This is a genomic window from Kitasatospora sp. NBC_01246 (assembly GCF_036226505.1).
Lineage (GTDB): Bacteria > Actinomycetota > Actinomycetes > Streptomycetales > Streptomycetaceae > Kitasatospora.
Window position 1 is genome coordinate 5,660,279 of record NZ_CP108484.1, and the last position, 14,259, is coordinate 5,674,537.

Annotated in this window: 10 protein-coding genes; 3 read left to right on the forward strand and 7 right to left on the reverse strand. The window is 72.6% G+C overall.

Annotation, left to right across the window (positions count from 1 at the left end; genetic code table 11):
• Window positions 1-56: 56 nt before the first annotated feature.
• Complete coding sequence (locus OG618_RS24620) at window positions 57-2,549, reverse strand: YfhO family protein (RefSeq protein WP_329489718.1); 2,493 nt, start codon at window positions 2,547-2,549, stop codon at window positions 57-59.
• Between the two features lie 424 nt (window positions 2,550-2,973).
• On the opposite strand from OG618_RS24620, the gene OG618_RS24630 reads away from it, so the two are divergent.
• The 3 genes from OG618_RS24630 to cimA all read left to right on the forward strand — a co-directional run bounded on the left by OG618_RS24630 (window position 2,974) and on the right by cimA (window position 7,363).
• On the forward strand, window positions 2,974-4,011 hold the full coding sequence (locus tag OG618_RS24630) for a 3-isopropylmalate dehydrogenase (protein ID WP_329489719.1): 1,038 nt from the start codon (window positions 2,974-2,976) through the stop codon (window positions 4,009-4,011).
• Between the two features lie 247 nt (window positions 4,012-4,258).
• Window positions 4,259-5,371, forward strand: a complete 1,113-nt coding sequence (locus tag OG618_RS24635) for a branched-chain amino acid aminotransferase (protein ID WP_329489720.1) — start codon at window positions 4,259-4,261, stop codon at window positions 5,369-5,371.
• A gap of 366 nt (window positions 5,372-5,737) precedes the next feature.
• Window positions 5,738-7,363: a citramalate synthase gene (cimA, locus tag OG618_RS24640; protein WP_329489721.1), complete on the forward strand. Its 1,626-nt coding sequence runs from the start codon at window positions 5,738-5,740 to the stop codon at window positions 7,361-7,363.
• Between the two features lie 67 nt (window positions 7,364-7,430).
• Here the strand turns inward: cimA and OG618_RS24645 are convergent, their stop codons facing one another.
• The 6 genes from OG618_RS24645 to OG618_RS24670 form a co-directional block, all read right to left on the reverse strand.
• The gene (locus OG618_RS24645) at window positions 7,431-8,015 is read right to left on the reverse strand and encodes a GTP-binding protein (protein WP_329489722.1); all 585 of its coding nucleotides are present in this window, start codon (window positions 8,013-8,015) and stop codon (window positions 7,431-7,433) included.
• A complete protein-coding gene (locus OG618_RS24650) occupies window positions 7,996-8,694 on the reverse strand; it encodes a DUF742 domain-containing protein (RefSeq protein ID WP_329489723.1) in 699 nt (232 codons plus the stop codon). The genes OG618_RS24645 and OG618_RS24650 overlap by 20 nt, the downstream gene beginning before the upstream one ends.
• Window positions 8,695-8,854: 160 nt before the next feature.
• On the reverse strand, window positions 8,855-9,268 hold the full coding sequence (locus OG618_RS24655) for a roadblock/LC7 domain-containing protein (RefSeq protein ID WP_030057391.1): 414 nt from the start codon (window positions 9,266-9,268) through the stop codon (window positions 8,855-8,857).
• Between the two features lie 10 nt (window positions 9,269-9,278).
• Window positions 9,279-12,758, reverse strand: coding sequence for a sensor histidine kinase (locus OG618_RS24660; RefSeq protein ID WP_329489724.1), 3,480 nt, complete (start codon window positions 12,756-12,758; stop codon window positions 9,279-9,281).
• Between the two features lie 401 nt (window positions 12,759-13,159).
• Complete coding sequence (locus OG618_RS24665) at window positions 13,160-13,738, reverse strand: GTP-binding protein (RefSeq protein WP_329489725.1); 579 nt, start codon at window positions 13,736-13,738, stop codon at window positions 13,160-13,162.
• On the reverse strand, window positions 13,719-14,144 hold the full coding sequence (locus OG618_RS24670) for a DUF742 domain-containing protein (protein WP_329489726.1): 426 nt from the start codon (window positions 14,142-14,144) through the stop codon (window positions 13,719-13,721). The genes OG618_RS24665 and OG618_RS24670 overlap by 20 nt, the downstream gene beginning before the upstream one ends.
• Window positions 14,145-14,259: the final 115 nt, after the last annotated feature.

Genomic DNA, 14,259 nt, shown 5'->3' on the forward strand with positions numbered 1-14,259 from the left:
CCCCGACCCGCCCCGCCGGAGGCCGTCACCGCACGCGGTGACGGCCTCCGGCATCGCTACCCGTCGGCGCGCCCCCGGTGGGCGGCCCGGCGGATCCGGCGCGGTGTGCGGGTGGGCCGGTGGCGGAGCCGGCCGAAGACCCCGGTCAGGGTGGTGACGGCGGCCGCGGCCAGCGCGAGGAGCAGTCCCTCGGTCAGACCGGGCGGGCGGAACGAGCAGCTGATCCGGTCCGCGCCGGCGCCGAGCGGGACACCGATCATGCCGAGGACGGAGGTGGGCGCGGTGGGCCGGCCGCCGCCGGTCGCGCAGGTCCAGCCCGCGGTGGCCGGGACGGAGAGCAGCGCCGTCCCGGTGCTGCCGGGCGGGAGGGCGGCGGCCAGGGTGTGCCCGCCGGCCGTGACCGAGCGGGCGCCGGTCGCGGTGAGCCGCGCGACGGCCGCGTCCAGCGCGCCGGGCCGCAGACAGCCGACCGGCCGGGCCGGGACCTGGGTGACGGTGTCCGCGCGCAGCACGACCCGCACCACGCCGTCGGCGGGCACCGTCCCCAGCTCGTGGATCGGCACGGCGGTGGTCGGCTGCTCGCCGTCGCTGCGGTAGGTCGTGGCGAGGCCGCTCACCGTGCCGTCGAACCAGACCCCGTGGAAGTACGCGGTGGCGCCCGGGGTGCAGGCCGCGGTGAACGCGGTGCCGTCCGAACCGGCGGGGGTGGCGGGGACGGACCAGCCGCTGCTGCCGTGCTCCGCCGGCTCCGGACCGCCGGCCGAGACCAGCCCGGGGACGTCGTAGACCGGGCCGCCGAGCAGCGACTCCTGGCGCGACCAGACCGAGGAGGTGTCCGGGGCGGAGCCCGCCGGGAGGACGGTGACCAGCGGGGGAGCGGCGGACCGGGCGACCGTGAAGCCGTTCGGCGCCGGCCCGTCGGCGAGCTGGGTCCGGACGGCGAACAGCGCCCGTCCGACCGGGTCCGTGACGCTCCGGGTGAGCCGCCCGCCGGCCGACCAGCCGGCGCCCAGGTCGTGCAGCAGCAGCGCGGTGACGGTGGGCAGGGACCCGCTGGAGTAGCCGCCGCCCTGGCCGTCGAGCAGCAGCGGGTCGTTCGGGGTGAAGGCGTGCGGTCCCGGGTCGCTCCGGGCCCGCGGCCAGTCGGCGGCCTGCCGCAGCGCCGCGTGCGCGGCCCGGACGGCGGCGCCCGAGGGCGTCCCGGCGGCCGGTGTGCCCAGCGCGGCGTAGGCCGACCAGACCGCTCCGCCGAGCACCGCTGCGCCCAGGACGGCGGTCGCGGCGGCGCCCGCCCGGCGGTCGGTGTGCCGGTGCTCCAGGGTCCACAGCGCGGCGAGCAGCACCGCGCCGCCCAGCGCGAGGAGGGCCCAGGTCGACCCGTGCACCGAGCGGTGCGCCGCCGCGATCCCGGCCACCAGGGCGACCACGGCGGCGCCGCCGAGCAGCGTCGGGGTGTCGGGTCGGTGCACCAGCGAGACCCAGCCGGCCAGCACCAGCAGCCCGCTGAGCACGAAGGCCGCCCGGTAGGGGCCGCCGGCCGGGATGGCCAGGCCGTGCCAGACCAGCACGGTCGGCGTCCAGACGAAGCTCAGCACCACCATGGCCAGCAGGGCGCACCAGACGATCCGCTCCCGGGGCCGCACCCGCCGGTTGAACGGCAGCCCGGCCACCAGCAGCAGGCCGAGCAGGCCGATCGAGACGTCCGGCAGCGGCCGCCCGCTCTGGGTGCCGGGCAGCAACTGGGCGAGGTGCCCGCCGAGCCCGGAGGGGCCGAGCGGCTGGACGGGGGACTCGGGCTGCGCCTCCTGGGCGGCCCGGACGCCGACGAACAGCACCGGCGCGGCGAGCAGCACCCCGAGGCCGGCCGTGGTGACCGCCCGACCGGTCACCCGGACCACGGCCTTGAACGGCCGCCGGACGGCCGCCAGCCGCACCGCGAGCACCAAGCCGGCCGTGATGGTGGCCATCGCGGCGGTGTAGAGGTTGCCCGCCCAGGCGAGGGCGACGCAGAGGGTGCCGGCCACCCAGCGGCGCTCGTGCAGGCACCAGTCGCCGGCCAGGACGAGCAGCGGCAGCGAGACCAGGCCCCAGAGCCACATCGGGGCCGTCCCGCCCACGGTCGGCACCCAGGCGCAGAGCCCGTAGCCGAGGGCGGCGACCGCCCGCAGCCAGCGCGGGCCGGCGTGCAGGCGGCCCAGCGCGTGGGTCATCAGGCCGGTGCCCAGGCCGATGCTGCCCAGTGCCACCAGGAAGACCGCGAGCTGGGCCTGGTCGCGCGGCAGCAGCGCGGCCGGCCAGGAGAACGGGTTCATCAGGTAGGCGAAGAAGTCGGCCAGGAACGGCGCGCCGTACCCGCTGTTCCAGGTGAACAGCAGGTCCCCGGCGGTCTCGCCGTGGACGAGGTCCCACAGCTGGGCGTGGAACGGCACCGCCGTCTCCGCGGCCCCGGGCGGCCAGGCCCCGCGCAGGGCGGCGGCGAGCGCGTAGCCGGCCATGCCCAGGCCCGCCGCGACCCCGCAGGCCAACGCCTCCCGCCGTCGCTCGGCCATGGTGATTCGCCCCGTTCCACGAGGAATGCCGGACCAGTTCGTCGCGAGCATAGACGCGCCCCGGGCGCTGGTTCCGCCTCCCGCGCTCCCCCGTGGGAGTGACGTCCGGCGGGATCCCGCCGAGTAGCCCGAGAGCGTCCGTCAGGATGCCCGTACGGGAGGAATCATGAGCATCGAGCCGTACCCCGACTGGCTCCGCCCCCGGTCGGCGGGTACACCGCCGAGGACCTCGACCGGCTGCCGGATCTCCCGCCGCACACCGAGTTGCTCGACGGGAGCCTGATCTTCGTGAGTCCGCACACGCTGTTCCGTATGGCGACCCTCAAGCGGTCGGAGCGCGCGCTCGACGACTGCGTGCCGGATCGAGCGTCCGGATAGTGGACGCGAAGTGTCAGCCCCTGGGACGGCGGAGTAGGGTCCGAGCATGTCTCGCACCATTCGTCTCGCAGTAGTTCCCGGTGACGGCATCGGCCAGGAAGTGGTGGCCGAAGGCCTCAAGGTCCTTGGCGCGGCGCTGCCCGCCGACGTGAAGCTGGAGACCACCGAGTACGACCTCGGCGCCCGGCGCTACCACCGCACCGGCGAGACGCTGCCGGACAGCGTGCTGGCGGAGCTGAAGACCCACGACGCGATCCTGCTCGGCGCCATCGGCGACCCGAGCGTCCCGTCCGGCGTGCTGGAGCGCGGGCTGCTGCTGAAGCTGCGGTTCGCCTTCGACCACCACATCAACCTGCGGCCGGGCCGGCTCTTCCCGGGCGTGGCGTCGCCGCTGGCCGGTGACCCCGCGATCGACTTCGTGGTCGTCCGCGAGGGCACCGAGGGCCCGTACGTCGGCAACGGCGGCTCGCTGCGCACCGGCACCGAGCACGAGGTGGCCACCGAGGTCAGCCTGAACACCGCCTACGGCATCGAGCGGGTCGTCCGCGACGCCTACCGCCGGGCCCAGGCGCGGCCGCGCAAGAAGCTGACCCTCGTCCACAAGAACAACGTGCTGGTGCACGCCGGTCACCTGTGGACGCGGATCTTCGAGCAGGTCGGCCGGGAGTTCCCCGAGGTCACCACCGACTACCTGCACGTCGACGCGGCGACCATCTTCTTCGTCACCCAGCCGGAGCGGTTCGACGTGATCGTCACCGACAACCTGTTCGGCGACATCCTGACCGACCTGGCCGCCGCCGTCACCGGCGGGATCGGCCTGGCCGCCAGCGGCAACATCAACCCGAGCGGCGACTTCCCGTCGATGTTCGAGCCCGTGCACGGCTCCGCCCCGGACATCGCGGGCCAGGGCAAGGCCGACCCGACCGCCACCGTGCTCTCGGTCGCCATGCTGCTGGAGCACCTCGGCTTCGCCACCGAGGCCGCCGCGGTCGAGGCCGCGGTCGCCGCGGACCTGACCGAGCGCACCGGCACCCGCAGCACCTCCCAGGTCGGCGACGCGCTCGCCGCCCGAGTATCCGGCTGACAGGCCGGATCCGACACGCGGGATCAGGCCGGGAGGCCGGATCCGACAAGCGGTGTTCCGGCCGAAGGGGCCGGGGCGCACAAGCGCACAACCGCGGCCGCCGACTCCTCCTGGGGTCGACAGCTGTTCGGCACGGCCCTCTGGATGCGAGTATCGACAGTGGGCCGTGCCGTCGTGCGTTCGTTCGCCGAAACGTTCACCCGACGGAGGCGGCCCGGACCAACCCCACGGTGAAGGACACACAGCCATGAGCACGCCCACCCAGGCGCCCATCACGTTCGACCTCAAGCCCTCCGCGCACCCGCTGTCCGACGCGGAGCGCGAGGCCCGGCTGGCCAACCCCGGCTTCGGGAGGATCTTCACCGACCACATGGTCACCATCCGGTGGACCGAGGGCCTGGGCTGGCACGACGCCCAGCTGGCGCCGTACGCGCCGCTGGAGATCGACCCGGCGAACATGACGCTGCACTACGGTCAGTCGATCTTCGAGGGCCTGAAGGCCTACCGCCAGGCCGACGGCTCGATCGCGACCTTCCGCCCGGAGGCCAACGCCGCCCGCTTCCAGGCCTCCGCCCGCCGGCTGGCCATGCCGGAGCTGCCGATCGAGACCTTCGTCGAGGCCGTCGAGCACCTGGTCCAGCAGGAGCAGAACTGGGTGCCGAACGAGCAGGAGCAGAGCCTCTACCTGCGGCCCTTCATGTTCGCCACCGAGGTGGGCCTGGGTGTGCGCCCGGCCAACTCCTACCTCTTCATGATCATCGCCTCGCCGGCCGGCGCCTACTTCTCCGGTGGCGTCAAGCCGGTCTCGGTCTGGCTCTCCGAGGACTACGTCCGCGCCGCGCCGGGCGGCACCGGTGCCGCCAAGTGCGCCGGCAACTACGCCGCCTCGCTGGTCGCCCAGGCCGAGGCCGCCGCCAAGGGCTGCGACCAGGTGGTCTGGCTCGACGCCGCCGAGCACCGGTGGATCGAGGAGATGGGCGGGATGAACCTGTACTTCGTCTTCGGCGAGGGCAAGGACGCGACGATCGTCACCCCCGAGCTCTCCGGCGCGCTGCTCCCCGGCATCACCCGCGACTCGCTGCTCCAGCTCGCCGCCGACCTCGGCTACGCCGTCGAGGAGCGGAAGATCTCCACCGAGGAGTGGAAGCGGGGCAACGCCGACGGCACCCTCACCGAGGTCTTCGCGTGCGGCACCGCCGCCGTCATCACCCCGGTCGGCTCGGTCAAGTCCCGCGGCGGGGACTGGACCGTCGGCGCCGGAGAGCCCGGCCCCACCACCATGGAGCTGCGCCGGGCGCTGCTGGCCATCCAGGGCGGCCAGCGCCCCGACACCCACGGCTGGCTGCACAAGATCGTCTGATCCGGAGCCGCCCCGGCCCGTGCCGTTTCGGATCGCGAGACGGCCGGGCCGGACTCCGGAGGGTGTGCCACACTGCGAGCGTGTCCTCGCTTTCGCTGATCATTAGCAGCAGGCGCGCCGGTCCGCAGTGACCGCTCCGCAGTACCCGATGCGGAGCGACCACCAGCGTCCAGACCCGCGCGCAGACCTCTCGCACCCGCGAGGGGTCTTTTGCTTTTCGGGCCCAGCCCGAACGGCACACCCCCGGACCGGCCGGAGCCCCCACAAGGGGCCGAGCGACACCGGGCGCGCGCGGGATGCTGGACAGTGGAGCCGGATCAGAACCGGCAGAGCAGTACCAACCTCCCGGAACGGAGACCCAGGGCCATGACCCAGGCCAGCAACCGCACCGACGACAGCTTCCACGTCTTCGACACCACCCTGCGCGACGGCGCGCAGCGCGAGGGCATCAACCTCACGGTGGCCGACAAGCTGACCATTGCCCGGTATCTGGACGAGTTCGGGGTCGGGTTCATCGAGGGCGGCTGGCCCGGCGCCAACCCGCGGGACACCGAGTTCTTCGCCCGGGCCGCCGCCGAACTGGACCTCCGGCACGCCCAGCTGGTCGCCTTCGGCGCCACCCGGCGGGCCGGCGGCAAGGCGGCCGAGGACCCGCAGCTGGCCGCCCTGGTGACCTCCGGCGCCCCGGTGATCACCCTGGTCGCCAAGGCCCACGACCGGCACGTCGAACTGGCGCTGCGCACCACGCTGGACGAGAACCTGGAGATGATCCGGGACAGCGTGGCCTACCTGCGCTCCCAGGACCGCCGGGTGTTCATCGACTGCGAGCACTTCTTCGACGGCTACAAGGCCAACCGCGCCTACGCCCTGGCGGTGGTCCGCGCCGCGCACGAGGCCGGTGCCGACGTGGTGGTGCTCTGCGACACCAACGGCGGGATGCTGCCGGCCGGCGTCCGCGACATCGTCGCCGACGTCCTCGCCGACTCCGCGACCTACAAGCCCGGTGCCCGGATCGGCATCCACGCCCAGGACGACACCGGCTGCGCCGTCGCCAACACGCTGGCCGCGGTGGACTCGGGTGCCACCCACGTCCAGTGCACCGCCAACGGCTACGGCGAGCGGGTCGGCAACGCCAACCTGTTCCCGGTGGTCGGCGCGCTGGAGATCAAGTACGACCGCCGGGTGCTGCCGCCCGGCAGCCTGGCCGAGATGACCCGGATCTCGCACGCGGTCGCCGAGGTGGTCAACCTGGCGCCCTCCACCCACCAGCCGTACGTCGGCCACTCCGCCTTCGCGCACAAGGCCGGTCTGCACGCCTCCGCGATCAAGGTCGACCCGGACCTCTACCAGCACATCGACCCGGAGACGGTCGGCAACACCATGCGGATGCTGGTCTCCGACATGGCCGGCCGCGCCTCGGTCGAGCTCAAGGGCAAGGAGCTCGGCTACGACCTGTCCAGCGACCGGGACCTGGCCGGCCGGGTGGTCGTCAGGGTCAAGGAGCAGGAGAACCTCGGCTACACCTACGAGTCCGCCGACGCCTCCTTCGAGCTGCTGCTCCGTGACGAGGTGCGCGGCAGCCGCGAGCGCTTCTACACCCTGGAGTCCTGGCGGACCATCAGCGAGCAGGGCCCGCAGGGCTTCGCGGGCAACGAGGCGACGGTCAAGGTCTGGGCCAAGGGCGAGCGCCGGATCGCCACCGGCGAGGGCAACGGCCCGGTCGACGCGCTGGACAAGGCGCTGCGCACCGCGCTGGAGCGGATCTACCCGCAGCTGGCCAAGCTGGAGCTGGTCGACTACAAGGTCCGCATCCTGGAGGGCCAGCACGGCACCGGTTCCAAGACACGGGTACTGATCGAGTCCACCGACGGCACCACCAGTTGGTCCACCGTCGGGGTGGCCGACAACGTGATCGCCGCGTCCTGGCTGGCCCTGGACGACGCCTACACCTACGGCCTGCTGCGGGCCGGCCTGGAGCCGTCCGCCGGGTGAGCCCCCGGGTGGTGCGGCCCACGGACCCCCTGGTCCGGTGGCCGCACCGCCCCGGTGGCCGCCCCGTTCACCGCAGGCGGGCGAGGAGGGCGTGTTCGACGAGGGTGATGAGGGCGCTCTTGGCGCTGTCGCGTCGTCGGGCGTCGAGGGTGATGACGGGGGTGTCGGGGCCGAGTTGGAGTGCTTCGCGGACTTCGTCGCCGGTGTGGGGCTGGTGTCCGTCGAAGCCGTTGAGGGCGACGACGAAGGGGAGTCCGCTGTTCTCGAAGTAGTCGAGGGCGGGGAAGCAGTCGGCGAGGCGGCGGGTGTCGACGAGGACGACGGCTCCGATGGCGCCTCGGACGAGGTCGTCCCACATGAACCAGAAGCGGTCCTGTCCGGGGGTGCCGAAGAGGTAGAGGATGAGGTCTTCGTCGAGGGTGATGCGGCCGAAGTCCATGGCGACGGTGGTGGTCGTCTTGCCGGAGACGTGGCTGAGGTCGTCGATGCCGGCGGACGCGGAGGTCATGACGGCTTCGGTGCGCAGGGGGTTGATCTCGGAGACGGCGCCGACGAGCGTGGTCTTGCCGACACCGAAGCCGCCGGCGACGACGATCTTCGCGGAGGTGGTGGCGCGGGTGGGGGCGGCCGCGTTAGAGCTTGCGAAGTCCACTGAGGACCCTTTCGAGCAGCGTGACGTCGGGCTGGTTTCCGGATTCGCCGCCGGAAGCGGGCTGGTGGATGGCGACCAGGCCGGCTTCGGCCAGGTCGGCCACGAGGATGCGGGCCACCCCCAGAGGGAGGGAGAGCAGCGCCGACACCTCGGCGACGGACTTGACCTCGGTGCACAAGGTGCAGATCCGCTGGTGCTCGGGGAGCAGGGTGGCCAGGCGCTGCGGGTCGACGTCGGCCGAGACGAGCGCCTCCAGCGCCAGCTCGTAGCGCGGTCTGGTCCGCCCGCCGGTCATCGCGAACGGCCGGATCAGCGGGCCCGAGTCGTAGTCGTCCTCGAACTCCTCGACGTACCCCGGCTCCTGGGCCGGCTCCTGGCCGGGACCGGAGTGGTGCCGGCCGGGCTGCGGGGCGGGGGCGGAGTGCCGGCCGGGGAGGTGGCCGTCCGTCCTGCCCGGGGCCGGCCAGCCGGCCGGGGGCGCGTCGTACGAGGGCTGCTGCCGGCCGTACTGGTCGTACTGCTCCTGCGGGTACGGCTGGCCGTACTGCTGCTGGCCGTACTGGCCGTACTGGCCGTGCTGCTGACCGTGGCCGGCGACGCCGGGTGCTCCGAAGGCGTCATGGCCCGTGCCAGGGTACGGAACGCCGTACTGGCCGCTGCGGTCGTCGGGCGGTGTCACGGTTCCTCTCCTCACAAGGTGCGGCGGTGCGGTGCGAGCTCCGGACGGGTCCGGAGCCGGTGGTGCGAAGGCCGTACAACGTCCGAACCCGAGCCCGCCGAAGCGGGCCCGGGACGGGCGTGGAGGTGCTTCGAATACCAGGACGGTATCCGACGAACCGTCAGTGCAGGAGACTGCCCTGGAGTTCTGCGCGGAGTGCGGGGGTGAGGACGGCGCCGGCGCGGTCGACGAGCAGTGCCATCTCGTAGCCGACGAGGCCGATGTCGGAGTCCGGGGAGGCGAGGACGGCGAGGGCGGAGCCGTCGCTGACGGCCATCAGGAAGAGGAAACCGCGCTCCATCTCGACAACGGTCTGGTTGACCTCGCCGCCCTCGAAGATCCGGCTGGCGCCGGAGGTGAGGGAGGTGAGGCCGGAGGCGACGGCGGCGAGCTGGTCGGCGCGGTCGCGGGGGAAACCTTCGGACATGCACAGCAGGAGGCCGTCCGCGGAGACCACCACCGTGTGCGACACCCCAGGGGTGTTGTCCACGAAATTGGTGATCAGCCAGTTCAGGTTCTGTGCGGCCTGGCTCATCTGACTCAACTCAACGCTCCTGGTGGTTCGAGCCGCCGAAGAGATCGGTGCTGCGGTTCTGCTGTCCGTTGCCGGACGGGTCTACCTGATCGGGGTCGATCCGGAAGCTTCCGGTGTTGCCGGCGCTGCGGCCCTGCTCCACGCCGCGGCGCAGGTTGGTGAGCCGGCCGCGGACCTCCTCGGGGCTGCGGGAGACCTGCGGCCCGTCCTGCGGAGTGGGCTTGGCGTTGCCGGCCACCAGGTTCTGCTTGGGCACCCGCCGGGGCAGGCCGGACGAGGTGGTCCCGCCGGAGGCGGGCTCGCGCAGCTGCTCGGCACGCTGCCAGGCGCCGTCGTTGGGCGACTGCCAGGCGGCGCTGGTCGGGCCGGTCGGTCCGGTGGGACCGTAACCGCCCAGCGCGGACACCTCGTGTCCGCGCGGTTCGGCGGGCGCCGAGGTGTCCTTGGCGCCGGTGAACCAGTTCGGGGTCTCGCCGGTGTCCTGGCCGCCGCCCTGCTGCGGCGCGGCGGCGGGGCCACCGCCGGCCAGCTGCTGGCCGGGGCGGCGCTGCGGCAGCCCGGACGGCAGGGTGGCGGCGGGCTGGGCGGCTGGCAGGGCCGGCGGCTCCGGGGTGTACGGGTGGCCGGCCGGGGCCTCCTCGGCCCCGTACTGCTCGTCGGCGTAGCCGTCGTAGCCCGGGTACTGGCCGTACTGGTCGTCCTGGCCCTGGTTCTGGCCCTGGTTCTGGTCCTGACCGTACTGGTCGTCGCCGTAACCCTGCTGGGGGAACCGGCCGTAGGCGTCCTGGCCGTAGTCGTTCTGCCCGTACTCGGTCCCGGCGTAGCCGTCCTGGGCGTACCCGTCCTGGGTGTAGCCGCCCTGGTCGTAGCCGTACTGCTGGTCGGCGTAGCCGGACTGGTCGTAGCCCTGCTGGGGGTACTGGCCGTCCTGGCCGTCCTGGCCGTAGCCCTCGTCGTTGCGCCGGCCGTACGCCGGGTACTCCTCCTCGACCTCGGCGTCGAGCACCTGCCGCTCCTCCGGCCCGAGCGGGCCGGACTCCAGGGCCGCGCGGCGGACCTGGTCGAGCCGCTGCGAGCGCTGGACGGCCTCCAGGGCCGGGCTGAAGCCGCTGGACCCGGCGCTGCCGTTGCCGGTGAGGTGGTCGTCGAAGCCCAGCTCGGCGGCGCTGCGCGGCTGGTTCTGCTGGACCTCGGCGGCCCAGTCGGCCGCGGACGGCTCCTGCTCGGCGAAGATCCGGGAGACGGTGAACTGCTCCTCCGGCTCCGGGGCGGCGCCCATCTGGGTCAGGAACGGCGGGAGCATGACCAGCGAGGTGGTGCCCGCAGACTCGCCCGAGGGGCGGAGCTGGACACGGACGTCGTGCCGCTGGGAGAGCCGGCCGACCACGAAGAGGCCCATGCGGCGGGAGATGGTGGCGTCCACGGTGGGCGGCTCGGCCAGCTTCTCGTTGATCTCGGCGAAGTCCTCGGCGGTGAGGCCGATGCCCTTGTCGTGGATCTCGATCAGCACCCGGCCGTCCGGCAGGCGGGTGGCGTTGACCAGCACCCGGGTCTGCGGGCTGGAGAACGAGGTGGCGTTCTCCAGCAGCTCGGCGAGCAGGTGGACGAGGTCGGTCACGGCGGCGCCGACGACCTCGGCCTCGGGGATGCCGGAGAGCTCGACGCGCTCGTACTGCTCCACCTCGGACGCGGCGGCGCGGAGCACGTCGACCAGCGGGACCGGGGTGTTCCAGCGGCGGCCGGCCTCCTCGCCCGCGAGGACGAGCAGGTTCTCACCGTTGCGGCGCATACGGGTCGCGAGGTGGTCCAGCTTGAAGAGGTTCTCCAGCTGGTCCGGGTCGGCCTCGTTGTTCTCCAGGTCGGTGATCAGCGCCAGCTGGCGCTGGATCAGGCTCTGGCTGCGGCGCGACAGGTTGGTGAAGATCGCGTTGACGTTGCCTCGCAGCAGGGCCTGCTCGGCGGCGAGCGCGACCGCCTGCCGGTGGACCTGGTCGAAGGCCCGGGCGACCTCGCCGATCTCGTCCTTGCCGTGCAGCGGGATCTGGCTGACCGAGGTGTCCACCCGGTCCGGGTCGGTCTTGGAGAGCCGCTCGACGAGGTCCGGCAGGCGGTGGTCGGCGATCTCCAGGGCGGCGTTGCGCAGGGTGCGCATGCCCAGGATCATCGAGCGGGCCACGTAGCCGGTGAGGACGCCGGCGAGGACCAGCGCGGCGAGCACGATCGCCGAGTTGAGGATGGCGTCGTAGAGCGCGTTGTCCCGCAGGTCGGCGGCGTCGTTGAGGACGTCGTCCAGCAGTGCGACCTCGGTGGCGCGCAGGCTGGCGATGTGGGTGTTGGAGGCCTGCTCCCAGTTCTCCTTGGTCAGACCGGCGTCCTTGGCCTCCTTGTAGGCGGCGTCGGCGGCGGCCTTGCCCTTGGACTGGCCCTCGGCGGCGGCCTGCGTGTAGGCGGCGCCGAGGCCCAGCAGGCCCGTCATGGTCGGCACGCTGCCGTTCGGCATCCGGTACGCGGCGCGCTGGTCGGCGGCGGCCTGGGCGACCTGGGCGTCGGAGTAGCGCTGGGCGTCCTCGGGGGCGCTGCCGGTGTTGAACTCGGAGAGCGAGACCTGCTCCAGCTTCTGGGAGACCAGGAGCTGCTGGATCAGGTCGGCGTTCTCGTACCGGGTGGTGGACTGGGCCGAGATGCCGACCAGCAGGTGGAGCATCAGCGCGCGCTGGGTCGAGGCCGAGGCCTTGGCCAGCGACATGGCGTAGATCGCGCGGCCCTTGCTGGTGATGTTGCTGCTGCCGAGGCCGACCGAGTTGTCGTAGGCCAGCAGCGGCGCGATCATCGTCGAGTACGCGGACTGGGTCGCGGTGGCGAACAGCTCGGGCTTGTAGGCGACGTCGCGCAGGTGCGGGAGGAACAGCACCATGCTCTGGAAGGCCGCGTGCCGGTGGGGCAGTTCGGCGGACTTGTCGCTGGCGTCGTAGGCCGCGTTGTACGCCTTGAGCGCGGTGTCTGTGGTGGCGCGGGTCTTCGGGACGTCGCCGTTCGGGTCCTGACCGGTCAGCAGGGGGCTGAGCGACTTGTCGCGCTCGTTCTCCAGCGCCTCGGCGAGTTCGGTGGCCGCCTTGGCGAGGCGGGCGGTCTTCTCGGCGCGGGAGGCCTTGACGTAGCCGTCGACCGAGGTGTTGACGCGCAGGCCGCCGAAGATCAGGCCGATGATGACCGGGATCAACAGGATGGCTATCAGACGGGCCGGCACACGCCAGTTCCGCGGCCGGAGGAAGTCGTACCGACCACCCTTGCCGCCGCTGCCTCCGTCGTCCGCCGAGCCACCGCTGCGGCGCTCCGTGGAGGCGGCCGGCGGCTTCGGGGAGGGGGCCGGGGGTCGCTCCTCGACCGGCGTGAACGCGGAGAATCCGGCCGGGTCCGTTGCGGTACCGTTCGGCTCGCTCTGGCGGGGCTCGGAGCGCCGCTGCGGGGCGACCTGCTGCTTACGCCTCACTCGACAACAACCTCTCGGCCGATTGGCGGCCATGGATCAATCCAGCGCTACCCCTGGCAGCGGCCCGCTGGTGGTGGGACTGCCGAAATGGATTTAGGGGTAGCTGGAATTTCAGCACGTGCAGGGGTGGGGGACAAACAGGTGTCGATGGCGGCCTGCTGTGGAGCAATCCGGACATTAGCCGACATCGAGGGGCAAAACCGTGGTCTTCTGGCGCTGAGCGATGCTAATTCGCTACGCATGGTCACTGTTGATCACAAAATGCCTACCGAACTGTTATCCGCTGCTTATGTAGGGGTCTTGCGCGGGCCGCCGCGGCGACACCCGCGCCCTAGCCGCAGCTGCCCCGGTGCCCGACCGTGACGGTGGGGCACCGGGGCGTGCGACCTGCGGGTTCCCGCTCAGCGCAGGCGGGCGAGGAGGGCGTGTTCGACGAGGGTGATGAGGGCGCTCTTGGCGCTGTCGCGTCGTCGGGCGTCGAGGGTGATGACGGGGGTGTCGGGGCCGAGTTGGAGTGCTTCGCGGACTTCGTCGCCGGTGTGGGGCTGGTGTCCGTCGAAGCCGTTGAGGGCGACGACGAAGGGGAGTCCGCTGTTCTCGAAGTAGTCGAGGGCGGGGAAGCAGTCGGCGAGGCGGCGGGTGTCGACGAGGACGACGGCTCCGATGGCGCCTCGGACGAGGTCGTCCCACATGAACCAGAAGCGGTCCTGTCCGGGGGTGCCGAAGAGGTAGAGGATGAGGTCTTCGTCGAGGGTGATGCGGCCGAAGTCCATGGCGACGGTGGTGGTCGTCTTGCCGGAGACGTGGCTGAGGTCGTCGATGCCGGCGGACGCGGAGGTCATGACGGCTTCGGTGCGCAGGGGGTTGATCTCGGAGACGGCGCCGACGAGCGTGGTCTTGCCGACACCGAAGCCGCCGGCGACGACGATCTTCGCCGAGGTCGTGGCGCGGGTGGCTCCGTTAGAGCTTGCGAAGTCCACTGAGGACCCTTTCGAGCAGCGTGACGTCGGGCGTTCCGCCCGACTCGCCCGCGGCGGCGGGCTGGTGGATGGCGACGAGACCGGCCTCGGCAAGGTCGGCGACGAGGATGCGGGCGACACCGAGCGGCACGCCGGCGAGTGCGGAGATCTCCGCGATGGACTTGACCTCACGGCAGAGGTTCACGATCCGGGCGTGCTCGGGCAGCAGGCCGCCGGTCCGCTCGGCGGAGCTGGTGGTCGAGATCAGCGCCTCGATCGCGAGCTGGTACCGGGGCCGGGTGCGGCCTCCGGTCATCGCGTACGGGCGGACCAGCGGCTGCTGCTCGTAGCCGTCGGACTGCTGCCCGCCGTAGCCGCTGCCGTACCCGCTGCCGTACGAGCCGGCGGGTGTCGAAGGCGGGGTCATGGGTCCTCCTTGTGCTGCAGCCTTGGGCAGCCGGTTCCAGCTGGGGCGATGCCAGCTGAGGCGAAATCAGCTGCCTGAGGGTAGCTGAGGGTGAGGCGCCGGGCCTGGTCGGGTC

Bases quoted from the DNA above. Each gene is read 5' to 3' on its own strand.
- OG618_RS24620 (WP_329489718.1), bottom strand. From the start codon at position 2,549: ATGGCCGAGCGACGGCGGGAGGCGTTGGCCTGCGGGGTCGCGGCGGGC.
- OG618_RS24630 (WP_329489719.1), top strand. From the start codon at position 2,974: ATGTCTCGCACCATTCGTCTCGCAGTAGTTCCCGGTGACGGCATCGGC.
- OG618_RS24635 (WP_329489720.1), top strand. From the start codon at position 4,259: ATGAGCACGCCCACCCAGGCGCCCATCACGTTCGACCTCAAGCCCTCC.
- cimA (WP_329489721.1), top strand. From the start codon at position 5,738: ATGACCCAGGCCAGCAACCGCACCGACGACAGCTTCCACGTCTTCGAC.
- OG618_RS24655 (WP_030057391.1), bottom strand. From the start codon at position 9,268: ATGAGCCAGGCCGCACAGAACCTGAACTGGCTGATCACCAATTTCGTG.
- OG618_RS24670 (WP_329489726.1), bottom strand. From the start codon at position 14,144: ATGACCCCGCCTTCGACACCCGCCGGCTCGTACGGCAGCGGGTACGGC.